11 protein-coding genes are annotated in these 15,264 nt (G+C 57.9%); 8 read left to right on the top strand and 3 right to left on the bottom strand.

The genetic code is table 11. The features are described from left to right. Window positions 1-41: 41 nt before the first annotated feature. The 5 genes from ccoG (at window position 42) to gndA (ending at window position 6,145) form a co-directional block, all read left to right on the top strand. The gene (gene ccoG / locus CFBP5473_RS08335; protein WP_027673132.1) at window positions 42-1,628 is read left to right on the top strand and encodes a cytochrome c oxidase accessory protein CcoG; all 1,587 of its coding nucleotides are present in this window, start codon (window positions 42-44) and stop codon (window positions 1,626-1,628) included. Beyond that, complete coding sequence (locus tag CFBP5473_RS08330) at window positions 1,625-2,125, top strand: FixH family protein (RefSeq protein ID WP_027673133.1); 501 nt, start codon at window positions 1,625-1,627, stop codon at window positions 2,123-2,125. The genes ccoG and CFBP5473_RS08330 overlap by 4 nt, the downstream gene beginning before the upstream one ends. Then, a complete protein-coding gene (locus tag CFBP5473_RS08325) occupies window positions 2,122-4,422 on the top strand; it encodes a cation-translocating P-type ATPase (RefSeq protein ID WP_169696882.1) in 2,301 nt (766 codons plus the stop codon). The genes CFBP5473_RS08330 and CFBP5473_RS08325 overlap by 4 nt, the downstream gene beginning before the upstream one ends. Then, the gene (gene ccoS / locus CFBP5473_RS08320; RefSeq protein ID WP_084631351.1) at window positions 4,419-4,574 is read left to right on the top strand and encodes a cbb3-type cytochrome oxidase assembly protein CcoS; all 156 of its coding nucleotides are present in this window, start codon (window positions 4,419-4,421) and stop codon (window positions 4,572-4,574) included. Before CFBP5473_RS08325 ends, ccoS begins: the two co-directional genes overlap by 4 nt. Before the next feature lie 134 nt (window positions 4,575-4,708). Then, window positions 4,709-6,145, top strand: coding sequence for an NADP-dependent phosphogluconate dehydrogenase (gndA, locus tag CFBP5473_RS08315; protein WP_027673134.1), 1,437 nt, complete (start codon window positions 4,709-4,711; stop codon window positions 6,143-6,145). Window positions 6,146-6,184: 39 nt separating this feature from the next. On the opposite strand, the gene CFBP5473_RS08310 is transcribed toward gndA, so the two are convergent. Next, the gene (locus CFBP5473_RS08310) at window positions 6,185-7,237 is read right to left on the bottom strand and encodes a LacI family transcriptional regulator (RefSeq protein ID WP_027673135.1); all 1,053 of its coding nucleotides are present in this window, start codon (window positions 7,235-7,237) and stop codon (window positions 6,185-6,187) included. Window positions 7,238-7,793: 556 nt separating this feature from the next. On the opposite strand from CFBP5473_RS08310, the gene CFBP5473_RS08305 reads away from it, so the two are divergent. The 3 genes from CFBP5473_RS08305 to CFBP5473_RS08295 all read left to right on the top strand — a co-directional run bounded on the left by CFBP5473_RS08305 (window position 7,794) and on the right by CFBP5473_RS08295 (window position 11,904). Further along, entirely contained in the window at window positions 7,794-10,250 is a 2,457-nt protein-coding gene (locus tag CFBP5473_RS08305; protein WP_413228956.1) for a beta-mannosidase, read from the top strand. An 88-nt stretch (window positions 10,251-10,338) separates the two neighbouring features. After that, a complete protein-coding gene (gene mgrA / locus CFBP5473_RS08300) occupies window positions 10,339-11,373 on the top strand; it encodes an L-glyceraldehyde 3-phosphate reductase (RefSeq protein ID WP_027673137.1) in 1,035 nt (344 codons plus the stop codon). A gap of 201 nt (window positions 11,374-11,574) precedes the next feature. Continuing rightward, entirely contained in the window at window positions 11,575-11,904 is a 330-nt protein-coding gene (locus CFBP5473_RS08295) for an RcnB family protein (RefSeq protein WP_027673138.1), read from the top strand. Between the two features lie 219 nt (window positions 11,905-12,123). Here the strand turns inward: CFBP5473_RS08295 and pdxY are convergent, their stop codons facing one another. Together pdxY and parE are read right to left on the bottom strand one after the other, a co-directional pair. Then, complete coding sequence (gene pdxY, locus CFBP5473_RS08290; protein WP_027673139.1) at window positions 12,124-12,972, bottom strand: pyridoxal kinase PdxY; 849 nt, start codon at window positions 12,970-12,972, stop codon at window positions 12,124-12,126. Between the two features lie 64 nt (window positions 12,973-13,036). Continuing rightward, window positions 13,037-15,121 carry a DNA topoisomerase IV subunit B gene (gene parE, locus CFBP5473_RS08285; RefSeq protein ID WP_027673140.1) on the bottom strand — a complete coding sequence of 695 codons (2,085 nt, stop codon included), beginning with the start codon at window positions 15,119-15,121 and terminating at the stop codon, window positions 13,037-13,039. Window positions 15,122-15,264 lie beyond the last annotated feature (143 nt).

Genomic DNA, 15,264 nt, shown 5'->3' with positions numbered 1-15,264 from the left:
GCAAATGTCAAAACGCAAGGACAGAAACGGACCTTGCGATCATGAATCTCTATACCGCCGGACAACAGGGGAACGGCTCCGGGTCAGTCGAAAGACTGAATGCCGAGCCGGTCAATTCCGCCAGTAACAGGAAGCCGCTTTACGAAGCGCGCAAGAAAATCTTTCCGAAGCGGGCAGAGGGGCGGTTTCGCCGGTTCAAATGGATCGTGATGCTCATCACGCTCGGCATCTACTATCTGACACCGTGGATACGCTGGGATCGCGGGCCTTATGCGCCGGATCAGGCGGTGCTGGTCGATATTGCCAGCAGACGCTTCTACTTCTTCTTCATCGAGATTTGGCCGCAGGAATTCTACTACGTTGCCGGGCTTTTGGTGATGGCGGGTTTTGGCCTGTTTCTGCTGACATCGGCTGTCGGGCGCGCATGGTGTGGCTATGCCTGTCCGCAAACCGTCTGGGTCGATCTCTTTCTCGTCGTGGAGCGCGCCATCGAAGGCGACCGCAATGCGCGGATGAAGCTGGATGCCGCGCCATGGAGTTTCGACAAGCTGCGCAAGCGCGTTGCCAAGCATGTCATCTGGCTGGTCATCGGTGTGCTGACGGGCGGCGCATGGATATTCTACTTTGCCGATGCGCCGACGCTTTTGATGCAGTTTCTGACCGGGCAGGCGGCAATGATCGCCTATTACACGGTCGCGACGCTGACTGCCACGACCTATGTTCTGGGCGGCCTCATGCGTGAGCAGGTCTGCACCTACATGTGTCCATGGCCCCGCATTCAGGGCGCGATGCTGGACGAGCATTCGCTGGTCGTCACCTATAATGACTGGCGCGGCGAGCCGCGTTCGCGCCATGCCAAGAAAGCCGCTGCCGCTGGTGAATCCGTTGGGGATTGCGTGGATTGCAACGCCTGCGTTGCGGTCTGTCCCATGGGGATCGATATTCGTGACGGCCAGCAGATGGAGTGCATTACCTGCGCGCTCTGCATCGATGCCTGCGATGGCGTGATGGACAAGGTCGGCAAGCCGCGCGGCCTCATCGCCTATGCCACGCTTCAGGAATATGATGCGAACATGGCGCTGGCGACGGGCAATGGAGCCCACTCCATCCGCCCTTCTGTCGTGCGCGACCCAGATGGCGGCCTCGTGGATGCCGTTCGTCACTTCGACTGGCGCATCATTTTCCGACCGCGCACGATCTTCTACATGACCGTCTGGTGTCTCGTCGGTGTCGTGATGCTGGTAACGCTTGCAACGCGTGAACGCCTCTCAGTCAACGTCATCCATGATCGCAACCCGCAATATGTGCTGGAATCGGATGGGTCGATCCGCAACGGATATACGGTCCGGCTTCTCAACATGATTGCCCAGCCGCGGACGATAACGCTGTCGCTCAAGGGGCTGCCGGATGCGGTGATGAAGATCAATGGCATCTCGGAAACTCCGTCGAGGGTCTTCGATATTCAGGTGAAGCCGGATGAGGTCACTAGTCTGAAGGTCTTCGTTACCTTGCCCGATAGTCACGACAAGGCTTCCGCCAAAGACTTCCAATTCATTGCTGCAGATGCCGAAAACGCGGAATCCGCACATTACAAGGCCGTGTTCAACGGGCCGGGAGCAAAGAAATGACTACCGAGAACCACACCAAAGCAGGCTTCGTTTTCACCGGCTGGCATATGCTGACAATCATGGTGCTGTTCTTCGGCACGGTGATTGCCGTCAACATCACCATGGCCTGGAACGCCGTGACCAGCTGGAGCGGGCTTGTGGTGCAGAACACCTATGTCGCCAGCCAGCAATTCAACGGCAAGGCGGAAGCGGCTAAGGCCCGTGCGGCAAGTGGAATCGTGGGAGCGCTCAAGCTTGATGGCGATACTATCGCTTACGAGGTGACGCATCCGCAAAAGGGTGCGGTGGAAACGGATGCGGTCACGCTCAATTTCCGCCGCCCGGTGGGCGAGAAGCAGGATTTCTCGCTGGTGCTTGATAAGCAGTCTCCGAACACATTCTCTACGCACCACGAACTTGCGCCGGGCGACTGGATCGTGGAGGCCATTGCCGTGAAGGATGGCAAGATCATCGTGCATGAGGGCAAGAGAACCGACATTGCCGGAGGTGTAAGATGAGTTGCTGCGCACCCGGAACGGAAAGCGCTCTGGAACAGGCAAGCCTTCGAAAGGCCTTGCCATCATCGGAAGAGCTGATGCTGGCAAGCCGCGATCTGGGGCAGGGGCTGCGCCAAGTCGATCTGGCAGTGCCCGGCGTCCATTGCGGCACATGCATCACCACGATAGAGGGCGTGCTGGCCAAGCTGCCGGAGGTTGCCCGTGCGCGCGTCAACCTGTCTTCGAAACGCGTTTCCATCGTCTGGCGAGAGCAGATGGACGGGATTCCGACCGACCCCGGCAATCTCGCTAGAGCCGTGTCCTCCACGGGTTACGAGACACATCTTTTCGCCAACGGGCAGGATGCCTCGGATGACCTCAGAAACCAGTTGATCCGCGCGGTCGGCCTCACGGGCTTTGCCGCCGCAAACATCATGCTGCTATCCGTTTCCGTCTGGTCAGGTGCGGATGCATCCACGCGCGATATGTTTCATTGGCTTTCGGCCCTGATCGCGGCTCCGGCGCTCATCTATGGAGGGCGGTTCTTTTACCAGTCCGCCTTCAACGCCCTGCGCCATGGGCGCACGAATATGGATGTGCCGATTGCTCTCGCAATCACGCTTTCCTATGTCGTCTCGCTCTGGGAAACCATGCACAGCGGCAGCCATGCGTGGTTCGATGCGACAGTTTCGCTGTTGTTCTTCCTTCTGATCGGGCGCACGCTCGATCACGTCATGCGGGACCGGGCGCGCTCGGCTGTTGCGGGACTGGCGCGCCTGTCACCGCGTGGCGCCACCGTGCTTTTGCCGGATGGAAAGCGGGAATACAGGCCCGTTTCGGAAATCACGCCCGGAGAGTCCATCGCCATCGCCGCAGGTGAAAGGGTGCCCGTGGATGGGCTGATCGTGACCGGCAGCAGCGATCTCGATGTCTCCATCGTCAACGGCGAAAGCGCGCCGAAGATCGTGCGGGCTGGCGATGCGGTGCAGGCGGGTACGCTGAACCTCACCGGGCCACTGACGATACAGGCGACGGCGCTTGCGCGGGATTCCTTCCTGTCGGAAATCATCGGCCTGATGGAAGCCGCGGAAGGGGGCAGGGCGCGGTATCGTCGTCTGGCAGATCGCGCCGCGCAATATTACTCGCCGGTCGTCCATCTTCTGGCGCTGATATCCTTCTTTGCCTGGGGCATCTTCGGTGGAGACTGGAAGCATGCCATGCTGGTCGCTATCGCCGTTCTCATCATCACCTGCCCCTGCGCTCTCGGCCTTGCGGTTCCCGTCGTGCAGGTGGTCGCGGCGGGGCGCCTGTTCAAAAACGGCATCATGGTGAAGGAAGGTTCCGCAATGGAACGTCTTGCCGAAGCCGATACCGTGCTTTTCGACAAGACCGGCACGCTGACGCTGGGGCAGCCACGTCTGATGAACGGTGCTGATATCTCCGACGAGGCAATGCGGATCGCAGCCGGGCTCGCCGCCAATTCCCGACACCCGCTCTCGCAGGCCCTTTATGCCTCGGTTGGTGGCGCGGTGCCATTTTTTGATGAGGTGAAGGAAATACCCGGTTCGGGTATCGAGGCTCAGGCCGAGGCTGGGATTTATCGGCTGGGAAACAGGCAGTTCGCCTGCCTTGCCACAGTTACCGACGATGCTGCGCATTCCGCTTCGGAAGTGGTGCTCTCGCTGAACGGAGTGGAGGTTGCGTGCTTCCATTTCGAAGACACTGTCAGACCCGGAGCCGCGCAGACGATCAATACTCTTGAAAGTAACGGCTTCACCACGGAGATCGTCTCCGGCGATAGAGACCCGGCGGTGAAAGCGCTGGCGCTCAAGCTCGGTGTCGATGCCTGGCGTGGCGCTTTGGCACCTGTGGACAAGGCGGGTCGCTGTGAGGAGCTTGCGACAGAGGGCCGGAAGGTTTTGATGATTGGCGATGGCATCAATGACGCGCCTGCATTATCTGCCGCTCACGTATCGATTGCTCCTGCCTCTGCGGCGGATATCGGACGGCAGGCTGCGGACTTCGTGTTCCTGCGTGATGATCTGCGTTCGGTTGCTTTCGCGGTAGATATATCGCGGCAGGCGGGGCGGCTGATCCGGCAGAACTTTGCGCTCGCCATCGGCTACAACATCATCGCCGTGCCGATTGCCCTTGCGGGCCTCGCAACGCCCATGATTGCATCCATCGCGATGTCGACTTCATCCATCATCGTCGTTGCCAACGCGCTGCGCCTCAATAGTTTTGGAAGCAGGGCGGCTGGCCGCAAAGCGAGTCCGAAATCGGATGTCATTTTGAACAATGAGGGCCGCTTCGCATGAACATGCTTGCCTATCTCATTCCCGTGGCTTTGTTTCTCGGTGGGCTCGGACTTTTCGGCTTTCTCTGGTCGCTAAAGAGCGGCCAGTACGAGGACATGGATGGTTCCGCATGGCGCGCGCTGGAAGATGGTGATGACAGGCCGGCCAAGTAACTGGCTGTGCATGCGCTTTCCGCAAAGCTGACCTGCGTCATCAAAATTTAATCGATTCAGCAGCCTCTTGCCTTGCCGTTTGAAACCGAGAGTGCCAAAACAGGCGCCATCAAATGCAATATGGAGGCAAATCCGTGGAACAGGCAGAAATCGGTTTGATCGGTCTTGGCGTTATGGGGTCCAACCTCGCGCTCAATATCGCGGAAAAAGGCAACAAGATTGCCGTTTTCAACCGTACCCCGGAAGCAACGAAGAAGTTCTACGCCGACGCTGGCGAATTGCAGGGCCAGATCATCCCTTGCGAAACCATCGAGGAATTCGTTGCCGCCATCCGCCCGCCGCGCCCGATCATCATCATGATCAAGGCCGGTGAACCGGTCGATCAGCAGATGGAGATCCTGAAGCCGTATCTCGAAAACGGCGACATCATGATCGATGCGGGCAATGCCAATTTCCGCGACACGATCCGCCGTTTCGACAACCTCAAGGATAGCGGCCTTACCTTTATCGGCATGGGTGTTTCCGGCGGTGAAGAAGGCGCGCGCCATGGTCCGTCCATCATGGTCGGCGGCACGGAAGAAAGCTGGAAGCGCGTCGAGAAGGTTCTGACCTCCATTTCCGCCAAGTACAATGACGATCCATGCGTGGCATGGCTCGGCAATGATGGCGCGGGCCACTTCGTCAAGACGATCCACAACGGCATCGAATATGCCGACATGCAGATGATTGCCGAAATCTACGGCATACTGCGCGATGGCCTGAACCTCAGCGCTGCCGAGATTGCCGATGTATTCGGCGAGTGGAACAAGGGCCGCCTCAACTCCTACCTCATCGAAATCACGGAGAAGGTGCTGCGCGCCGCAGACCCGATCACCGGCAAGCCGATGGTCGATCTGATCCTCGATAAGGCTGGCCAGAAGGGCACCGGCAAGTGGTCGGTCATCGAAGCCCAGAATATGGGCGTCGCCGCGACCGCCATCGAAGCCGCCGTCGCTGCCCGTATCCTTTCTTCCCAGAAGGATGAGCGCGAAGCAGCCGAGAAAATCTTCGGCGTTCCGCAGGCATTGGCCGCGCCATCCGACAAAAAAGCCTTCATTGACGATCTGGAAAGCGCACTGCTCGCCGCCAAGATCGGCGCCTACGCGCAGGGCTTCGCCGTCATGGCCGCTGCATCGAAGGAGTTCGACTGGGATCTGCCGATGCCGACCATCGCCCGCATCTGGCGCGCTGGCTGCATCATCCGCTCGCAGTTCCTCGATGAAATCACTTCGGCTTTCACCAAGGATCCGCATGTGGCGAACCTGATCGTCACGCCAGCCTTCTCGAAGATGGTGCAGGACACCGACGCACCGCTGCGCCGCGTCGTCTCCCACGCCGTCCTCTCCGGCCTGCCGGTCCCGGCACTTGCCTCAGCACTCGGCTACTTCGACGCCTACCGCCGAGGCCGCGGCACCGCAAACCTCATCCAGGCCCAACGCGACTTCTTCGGCGCCCACGGCTTCGAGCGCACCGACGGCGTGGACAAGCCCCACGGCCCATGGGGCAGTGGTCTGGACACTTTCGGAAAGTAAAAGATTGAGGCCCGCGAAAGCGGGCCTTTTCTTTTCGATTTAAAATTTCGGCGCGTGGCTGGACCAGACCGGCTTGCTTACAGTCTGCAAGGTGCCCGGTGCCTTGCCGTCGATGCGGGCCAGCACTGCGCGGGCGAGTTCTCGGCCTGCGAGTTTGATATCCTCGTTCATCGTATGGATTTCCGGGCGTAGCCAGTTGAGGAAATCGGCGGATTGTTTCGAGACGACGTCGATGTCCTTGCCGATTTTCTTGCCGCTTGCTTCGATGCCCGCGACGAAAGCAATCGTGGAACTGCCGCTGATGGAGATAAGGCCATCGGGGCAGTCCGTGCCGCTCATCAATGCGCTGCTTTGATATTTGACGTCATCGAGCGGCGTGTCATTGCTGATGCTGGTCATCTTGATTTCATTCAGCCCAAAATCCTTCAGGCCGCGTTCGAAGCCCCGGCGTGCGGCATCGTGATACGAGAACTGGCTTGGGGGCAGCAGCACCGCGATGCGTTTGCGCCCGCACTGCGCCAGCCGCTTCACCGCTTCATAGGTATAAGTCTCGTTGTCGAAATCATGGTAGGGATGCTCGATACCCATATTGGTTCGTCCATGGGTCGCAAACGGCATGTTTCGTTCGGTCATGAAACGCACACGCGGGTCGTCCGGCCTTATTTTCGAAATGATGACGCCATCGGCGGATCCCGTATCGATGATATAACGGATTGGGATCATCGGATCCTTGGCATGGGTATGGGGTGTCATCACGAGGTGATACGGCGTGTTGGCCAGAACCTCGGTAATGCCGAACACCATCTGCGTGGTAAAGCCCATCAACTCTTCATCTACGCTCAGCACCAGTGCAATGACGTTGGTTTTGCCGGTGCGCAGGCGCACACCAGCGCGGTTGGGCTGATATCCGATCTGCTGGGCGACTTTGCGAACGCGCTGCTTCGTCTCCGCCCCAATATCCGGTGCATCTTTAAGCGCGCGGGAAACGGTGGTAATGCCGAGGCCGGTCATATAGGCGATGGTCTTGAGGGTGGGGCGTTCATTTCCCGGAAGGGCGTGTTCGCCGTTTTCAGGTATCATGCTGTCATTCATTCGCCACACCCCTCCAGAAGCGCCTGCATGTATAATGGCTCAAGGACGTTGTTGTTTCGCTAAGACGCTGCTCAACGAAATCACATCAAAGTCCAGCGCCGACGCGCTTACAGAATTCATGGTAGATTGCTTTTATTCCATTGCAAAGCATACGAGAACGCGAGCCAATCAAGCAATCTTCTTCCCAAGCTGCAACGATACAGCATAATGGCGAGATTTTGCCAGCTTCGGCTTCGAAGTTCCCGAATTTTGCTCCGATGAAGATTTGATTTAGGCAACGATAAGATGAAGAAAGTTCAGTAAAATATTGAAAAATAATATTTTGAAGCTAGTGAGGTGGAAAGACACTTGTCGCTGAAATTGCGGCGCCAGCCAATGCGCTTTACAGCGTGACGCCCAAAAGATTTTACGATAACGTTTCCGCCCGGAGGAGTATTTCACGATTCATAAATCCAGGCGCAAGGTTCGCTTTTCTCTGGATTCCGTTTCCCGTCGCTCCTCCGCAGCAACAGATTCGCAACCTTCGACAAGGTTGCGCCAGTAAACGCGACAGGGCATGGACATGACATCATCTTACGCTGCCGACGCTGTTCTCGATCTTTCCGGTGAATGGAAACTTTTCTCAGCCGAAGGCGAGCATGCCACCGTCATGGCAGTTCCGGGGGATGTGCACACGGCGCTGCGTAAAGCGTCCATCATTCCCGACCCCTATTTCGGGCGGAATGAGGAGGACGTGCAGTGGGTGGCGCACCGGGACTGGGTCATCGAACGCAGCTTTACTGTGGATGATATCGATGCCGATTGGTATCTGGATATCGATTACCTCGATACTGTCGCCGTCGTGTTTCTCAATGATGTTCCCGTGCTCTCGGCTGATAACTGCTTCCGTCGATACAGGCCGGATGTATCGTCGGCACTTCAGCCGGGTGAGAACATCATCCGCATCCATTTCCATTCCAGCATCGAGGCGGGCGCCGATCGGCAGGCGGCGCAGCCATTTTATGTACCTTATCATCCGGGCAATTCGCCCATTCCCAACGGCAATCTGCTGCGCAAACCGCAATGCCATTTCGGCTGGGACTGGAATATCGCGATTGCGCCTCTGGGGCTTTACGGGAACATTTTGCTGCGTCGCCTCGATACTGCTCGCATCGAGCATGTGACGACCACGCAGCACCACATGGATGGCGGTGTGGAGCTTCATGTGGAGATTGCGCTTCATGCCGCGCAGGCCGCCAGCGTTCCTGTGCATCTCTCGCTTGGCGATGAGAAGCTGCGGCTGGATTGCGGCGTAAACGCTGGAGAAACTGTCATCCGCCATGTCTTCTTCGTTGAGAACCCCAGGCTCTGGTGGCCTGCAGGCAGCGGCGAGCAAGCGCTGTACACGCTGACCGTCGAACTTCCTGATGAAACACTCACCCGCCAGATCGGTTTCCGCACCGTCGAATTGCTGACTGACAAGGATGAGGCGGGCAGCCGCTTTGCCTTCCGCATCAACGGTCGCGAAATCTTCTGCCGTGGTGCCAACTGGATTCCGCAGGATGCGCTGCATTCTCTCTCAAGCCCCGAGAAGACCGAGGATCTGCTGACCTCCGCTGTCGATGCAAACATGAACATGATCCGCGTCTGGGGCGGCGGATTTTATGAGCCGGACTGGTTTTATGATCTCTGCGACAGGCTTGGCCTCATGGTCTGGCAGGATTTCATGTTCGCCTGCAACCTTTACCCCTGCACGGATGACTTCCTAGACAACGTGGAACACGAGGTGGATTATCAGGTGAAGCGTCTCGCCTCCCACCCCTCCATCGCGCTCTGGTGCGGCGATAACGAGTTGGTCGGCGCGCTGAACTGGTTCGAGGAATCACGCAACAACCGTGACCGCTATCTCGTGGCTTATGACCGCCTGAACCGCACGATTGAAAAGTCGCTGAAGAAGGCGGCACCAACTGCCCTCTGGTGGCCATCGAGCCCGGCCTCTGGCTATCTGGACTACGGCGATGCCTGGCATGCTGATGGCTCCGGCGACATGCATTACTGGTCGGTCTGGCACGAGAACAAGTCCTTCGATAATTACCGCAGCGTCAAACCTCGCTTCTGCTCGGAGTTCGGCTTCCAGTCCTACACGTCCATGCCTGTCATCCGCACTTATGCGGATGAGAAGGACATGAATATCGCTTCGCCGGTCATCGAGCTTCACCAGAAAAACGCCGGCGGAAACGAGCGGATTGCCGGGACCATGTTCCGCTATTTCCGCTTCCCGAAGGATTTCGCCAATTTCGTTTACGTCAGCCAGGTGCAGCAGGCGCTCGCCATCAAGACGGCGGTGGAATACTGGCGTTCTCTCAAGCCCCATTGCATGGGCACGCTTTATTGGCAGCTCAACGATACCTGGCCGGTCGCATCATGGTCCAGCCTGGATTATGGCGGCAGCTGGAAGGCCTTGCATTACGCCGCACGGCGCTTCTTCCAGCCAGTGGCCGTCTCAGCCGTTCCTTCGAACGACGGAAAATCCGTCAGCTTCTCCATGGTCAACGACACGATGGAAGATGTCGAAATCGACATGAACATCTTCGCACTGACCATGGACGGCACGCGTATTCCGCTGAAATCCGGGAGTGGCACCTGTGGACCGGATGCGGCAGCGGTTCTGACAGGCATCGATCTCGACCAGCTTCCGCAAGGTGCGCTGCTATCCTGGAACTTCATCGCATCCAACGGCATGACGGGTGAGGGGCACCACGTTCGCGATACTTATAAGGCGCTCGACCTTCAGCCGTCCGGTTTGCATCACTCGGTGAACACGCTGGATGATGGCCGGTTCGAGGTCGAAGTTCAGGCAGATGGCCTCGCACTTTTCGTCATGATCGAGGCTGATGTCGCTGGCCGGTATTCCGATAATCTCTTCGATCTGGCAGCGGGGGAGACGCGCCGCATCGTCTTTTCTCCCGATTCCAATTCCGGCAAGCCTGCATTCCGAGTGTTCGATCTTTACACGTCGCAATCCCAAGGTTGAAAGCGAAGGCTTATCTTTTTACGTTTTACACCATCTTCGATCTGCCGCTGTCACGGCAGGTCTCAATTCCACATGAGGGAGGAAATCCATGGCCTGGCAACCGGCTGAAAACCGTTACGAATCCATGAAGTATAATCACTGCGGCAGAACAGGCCTGAAGCTACCGGCCCTCTCGCTCGGCCTGTGGCATAATTTCGGCAATGATTTTTCGCACAAGACCAAGCAGGATATTTGCCGCAAAGCGTTCGATCTCGGTATCACCCATTTCGATCTCGCCAACAATTACGGCCCGCCGCCCGGCAGCGCCGAAACGGCATTCGGCGAAATCCTCCGTACCGATTTCGCCGGTTATCGTGACGAACTGATCATTTCGTCCAAGGCCGGCTACAATATGTGGCACGGTCCCTATGGCGAATGGGGCAGCCGCAAGTATCTGATTTCCTCCTGCGACCAGAGCCTGAAGCGCATGGGGCTGGATTATGTGGATATCTTCTATTCCCACCGTTTCGACCCGGACACGCCTTTGGAAGAAACCTGCGGCGCGCTGGATCATATCGTCCGTTCCGGCAGGGCGCTTTACGTGGGCATCTCCTCCTACAATTCGCAGCGCACGCGGGAAGCCGCCGCTATCCTCAAGGATCTGGGCACGCCCTGCATCATCCATCAGCCTAGCTATTCCATGATCAATCGCTGGATCGAGGAAGACGGTCTCGTGGATACGCTGGAAGACCTCGGCATCGGCTCCATCGTCTTCTCGCCGCTGGCGCAAGGCATGCTGACGGCAAAGTATCTGGGCGGCGTGCCGGATGCGAGCCGCGCCAGCCAGGGCAAATCCCTCAACCCGGCCTTCCTCAACGAACGCAATATCGAAAACATTCGCGGCCTGAATTCCATCGCCGAAAAGCGCGGCCAGACCTTGGCCCAAATGGCAATCGCCTGGGTCCTGCGAGGCGGCCGCATCACCTCCGCCCTCATCGGCGCAAGCCGCCCCGAACAGGTGGAAGATTGCGTCAAGGCACTTGAGAAGCCAGACTTCACGGCTGAAGAACTTGCCCAGATCGACCGCTACGCCAAGGATGCCGATATTAATCTGTGGGCCAAGTCGGCTGAGTTGAAGAAGTAGAGGAGTAAGGCTTTTCCCTGTCATTCCAGCCAGTGCGGGTCTGACAGGGAGAGCCGCCGAGTGTAATTTTAGCGAGACGTCAACTTTAACATCCACTCGTAAGCATCAATAACCATTACAGTTTTGTAATTTAATGGTTCAGTTTCCATTCACTTTTCGAGGGATAGGATCACCTCATCGAAACAGGAAAGGAACCCACCCATGAAGAAGTTCGTCACCGTTTTTCTGGCCGCTACCATTCTCGCCGCTCCATTGGCTCAGGCACAGAGCCGTTACGATAACGGGCATGATCGCCGTGGTGTTCACGAGAGAACCGTCACCACAAAGAAGGTGATTATCAAGAAGCATAGCTGGAAGCGCGGACAGCGACTGACGCCTGCCGAACGTCGTCACTTTGTCGACCGCCGTGAGTATCGTCGCTATCACCTCAAGGAACCGCGCCGCAATGAGCGCTGGGTACGCGTTGATAACCAGTTCCTGCTGATCAACGCCGTTAGCGGCCTCATCATCGGTCTTTCTGCGGCGAGATAATAATAAAAGTCAAAGCGGGCGCAGTGAGCGCCCGCTTTTTTGACTCGTTCACTTGAGTTTCAGGCGGAATTGCTATCCGAGCGGTTCTCTCGCTCAATTCTGTTGAGTTGCCAGAGAATTGAGCTGCGCGGTTTGCTGGCGCGGTGATTAGTCGGCGCAATGGTCAGTGTCGATCTACATGCATCGAAAACAGGGATGCGCAAAGCGACCGCGAGAATGTCAAAGCTTCACCACATCCTTAGGGGCAGGCTTCACGAAATGATCCTGCGCAGCAATAATGTGTAGTTCCCGGCGTCCGACGGCCAGCGTTTCCTGAAATAGCGCGAAGATGCTGGAAGCGGTTTTGGAGAGCGCGTTGCCCAGCGTTTCGCCTGCAAGAATGTGGCCGAGGAAGAGGGCTGAGGTGCAATCGCCCGCGCCATTCGGTGCAGGATCCAAAGGTAGGCGGGGCGTGGTGACGAGGAATTGTTCGCCGGATTTGGAGGAGGCGAGCATCTGGATTTCTTCGTTGCGCGTATTTTCATGAATAAGCGATGTCAGAAGAACGATGTCCGGGCCCATCTCATGGGCGGCGCGGCAGGCGTTACGCGCGTCTTCCAGCGAGGCAATCTGCCGCCCGGTCAGATATTCGAGTTCGAACTGGTTCGGCGTGATGATATCAGCGCGAGGCAGTGCCTTGTCCTTGAAGAATTCCGGTATGCCTGGACGCACGAAAAAGCCGCGTCCGACATCGCCCATGACGGGATCGCAAAGCCAGCGCACACCAGCGGGCAGGCGATCACGCAGCGCAAGGATCGCGTTGCCGACTTCGGGATCACCGAGATAGCCGGTGAGCAGGCCATCGATTTGCTCCAGCACGCCGAGATCGGAAAGCCCGTTGATCAGGTCATCGATATGCTTTGCGGAAAAAACGTCGCCCGTCCATTTTCCGTAACCGGTATGGTTGGAGAACTGCACAGTGTTGATGACAGTGACTTCGTGGCCGAGGCGCTGCAACGGGAAAGTGGCCGCGCGGTTGCCGACATAGCCGAAGGCGACATGGGACTGGATCGAAAGAACGTGTTTCATGAGGTCATGCCGTTGTAAGGCTCTCCATCAGCGGATGTGCCGGAGAGCTTGGGATCGGAAAAGATCAGATATCGAGATTTTCAGCAAAGGCCGCGCGGTCCTGAATAAAGCGGAAGCGGGCATCGGCCTTCGTGCCCATCAGGTTATCAACGGCCTCACGCGTTCCTTCGAAATCCACGTCATCGATTTCCACGCGCAGCAGCGTGCGCTTGGATGGCTCCATGGTGGTTTCCTTCAGCTGCGCAGGCAGCATTTCGCCAAGGCCTTTGAAGCGACTGATTTCGATCTTACCGCGACCCTTGAACTCGCTCTCCATTAGTTCAGCTCGGTGCGCATCGTCACGCGCATAGGCGGATTTCGATCCCTGAGTGATCTTGTAGAGCGGCGGGACGGCCAGATAGAGGTGGCTACCGCGGATGAGTTCGGGCATTTCCTGATAGAAGAAGGTGATGAGCAGCGATGCGATATGCGCGCCGTCCACGTCGGCATCGGTCATGATGATGATGCGTTCGTAACGCAGGTCTTCGTCACGATATTTCGTGCGCGTGCCGCAGCCGAGCGCCTGAATGAGATCCGCGATCTGCTGGTTGGCGGAAAGCTTTTCGCGGCTGGCACTGCCGACGTTCAGGATTTTACCGCGTAGCGGCAGGATGGCCTGATTGGCGCGGTTGCGCGCCTGCTTGGCGGAACCACCAGCCGAATCACCCTCGACGATGAAAAGCTCGGCACCCTCAGCCGTGTTCTGAGAACAATCCGCCAGCTTGCCGGGAAGGCGTAGCTTGCGAACGGCAGTCTTGCGGTTGACTTCCTTTTCCTTGCGGCGGCGAAGGCGTTCCTCGCAGCGCTCGATAACCCAATCCAGAAGCTTGGCCGCTTCATTGGGATTGCCTGCAAGATAATGATCGAACGGATCGCGAAGCGCGTTCTCAACGATGCGCTGAGCCTCGACGGTTGCCAGCTTGTCCTTGGTCTGGCCGACGAATTCCGGCTCGCGAATGAAGACGGACAGCATGCCGACCGCCGAAATCATCACGTCGTCCGTGGTAATCTCCCGGGCGCGCTTGTTCTGAGTCAACTCGGCGTAATTTTTCAAACCCTTGGTCAGCGCAATACGCAGACCGGCCTCATGCGTGCCGCCTTCGGGGGTCGGGATGGTATTACAATAGGAATGCAGCTGGGCATCGCCGCCATACCACGTCACCGCCCATTCCAGCGCACCGTGTCCACCGGTCTTTTCGGTGCGACCAGAGAAGATTTCGCGGGTGACGGTGAAATCCTTGCCGAGCGTGGCCGACAGATAGTCCTTCAGGCCGCCGGGGAAGTGGAACACCGCCTTTTCAGGGATTTCTCCACCAGCAGGCACGACGCCGGGATCGCAGCTCCAGCGAATTTCAACGCCGCCGAAGAGATAGGCTTTCGAGCGCGCCATGCGGAAAATGCGCGCGGCTTCGAACTTGGCGTGCTCACCGAAAATCTGTGCATCCGGGTGGAAGCGCACGCGCGTTCCGCGGCGATTGTGCACATCGCCTAGTTCTTCCAGCGGTCCTTGCGGAATGCCGCGAGAGAAGCGCTGGCGGTAAAGCTTGCGGTTACGAGCAACTTCCACTTCCAGAACATCCGAAAGCGCGTTGACGACCGACACCCCGACGCCGTGCAGACCGCCCGATGTCTCATACGCCTTGCCATCGAACTTGCCGCCCGCATGCAGCTTGGTCATGATGACTTCGAGCGTGGATTTGCCCGGCACCTGGGGGTGGTTTTCCACAGGAATACCGCGCCCGTTATCGCTCACCGTCAGGAAGCCTTCGGTATCCAGATGCACTTCGATGAAGTTGGCGTGGCCCGCAACGGCCTCGTCCATGGAGTTATCGATGACTTCGGCAAAGAGGTGGTGCAGCGCCTTCTCATCCGTGCCGCCAATATACATGCCGGGACGCATGCGCACCGGCTCCAGCCCTTCGAGAACGCGAATGGAGGACGCGCCATATTCTTCACCGGACGCAGCAACAGGCGCGGGAGCCGGTTTTGGCTGCGCGTTCACATTTGCGGCTGGCGCTGCGGGCTTGGCAGCGGGTGCGGCTTCTCGTGGCTCCGCTTCAGCGCGGGCAGCTGCGGGAATGCCAGAGAAAAGATCGTTGCTATCGTCCATTGTGTCCAGTTCAATCAGATTATCGCCCAGATTTTGTCCATGCGAGCAGGCATGATGGGACGCCGGTACAGGTGTCAGCTTACTCGAGCAGGCATAATCGGCTTACGCTTTACCTTCAAGGATTGCGTCGCAGCGGCCCGGAT

This window comes from Agrobacterium larrymoorei (genome assembly GCF_005145045.1).
In the GTDB taxonomy this organism is placed as follows: domain Bacteria; phylum Pseudomonadota; class Alphaproteobacteria; order Rhizobiales; family Rhizobiaceae; genus Agrobacterium; species Agrobacterium larrymoorei.
The sequence above is the reverse complement of the archived record's forward strand: the minus strand, read 5'-3'. Positions and strand labels throughout refer to the sequence as shown.

Coding starts and splice junctions, on each gene's coding strand:
- pdxY (WP_027673139.1), bottom strand. CDS start 12,972: ATGAAACACGTTCTTTCGATCCAGTCCCATGTCGCCTTCGGCTATGTC.
- ccoG (WP_027673132.1), top strand. CDS start 42: ATGAATCTCTATACCGCCGGACAACAGGGGAACGGCTCCGGGTCAGTC.
- parE (WP_027673140.1), bottom strand. CDS start 15,121: ATGGACGATAGCAACGATCTTTTCTCTGGCATTCCCGCAGCTGCCCGC.
- CFBP5473_RS08310 (WP_027673135.1), bottom strand. CDS start 7,237: ATGAATGACAGCATGATACCTGAAAACGGCGAACACGCCCTTCCGGGA.
- CFBP5473_RS08305 (WP_413228956.1), top strand. CDS start 7,794: ATGGACATGACATCATCTTACGCTGCCGACGCTGTTCTCGATCTTTCC.
- CFBP5473_RS08325 (WP_169696882.1), top strand. CDS start 2,122: ATGAGTTGCTGCGCACCCGGAACGGAAAGCGCTCTGGAACAGGCAAGC.
- mgrA (WP_027673137.1), top strand. CDS start 10,339: ATGGCCTGGCAACCGGCTGAAAACCGTTACGAATCCATGAAGTATAAT.
- CFBP5473_RS08330 (WP_027673133.1), top strand. CDS start 1,625: ATGACTACCGAGAACCACACCAAAGCAGGCTTCGTTTTCACCGGCTGG.
- CFBP5473_RS08295 (WP_027673138.1), top strand. CDS start 11,575: ATGAAGAAGTTCGTCACCGTTTTTCTGGCCGCTACCATTCTCGCCGCT.
- ccoS (WP_084631351.1), top strand. CDS start 4,419: ATGAACATGCTTGCCTATCTCATTCCCGTGGCTTTGTTTCTCGGTGGG.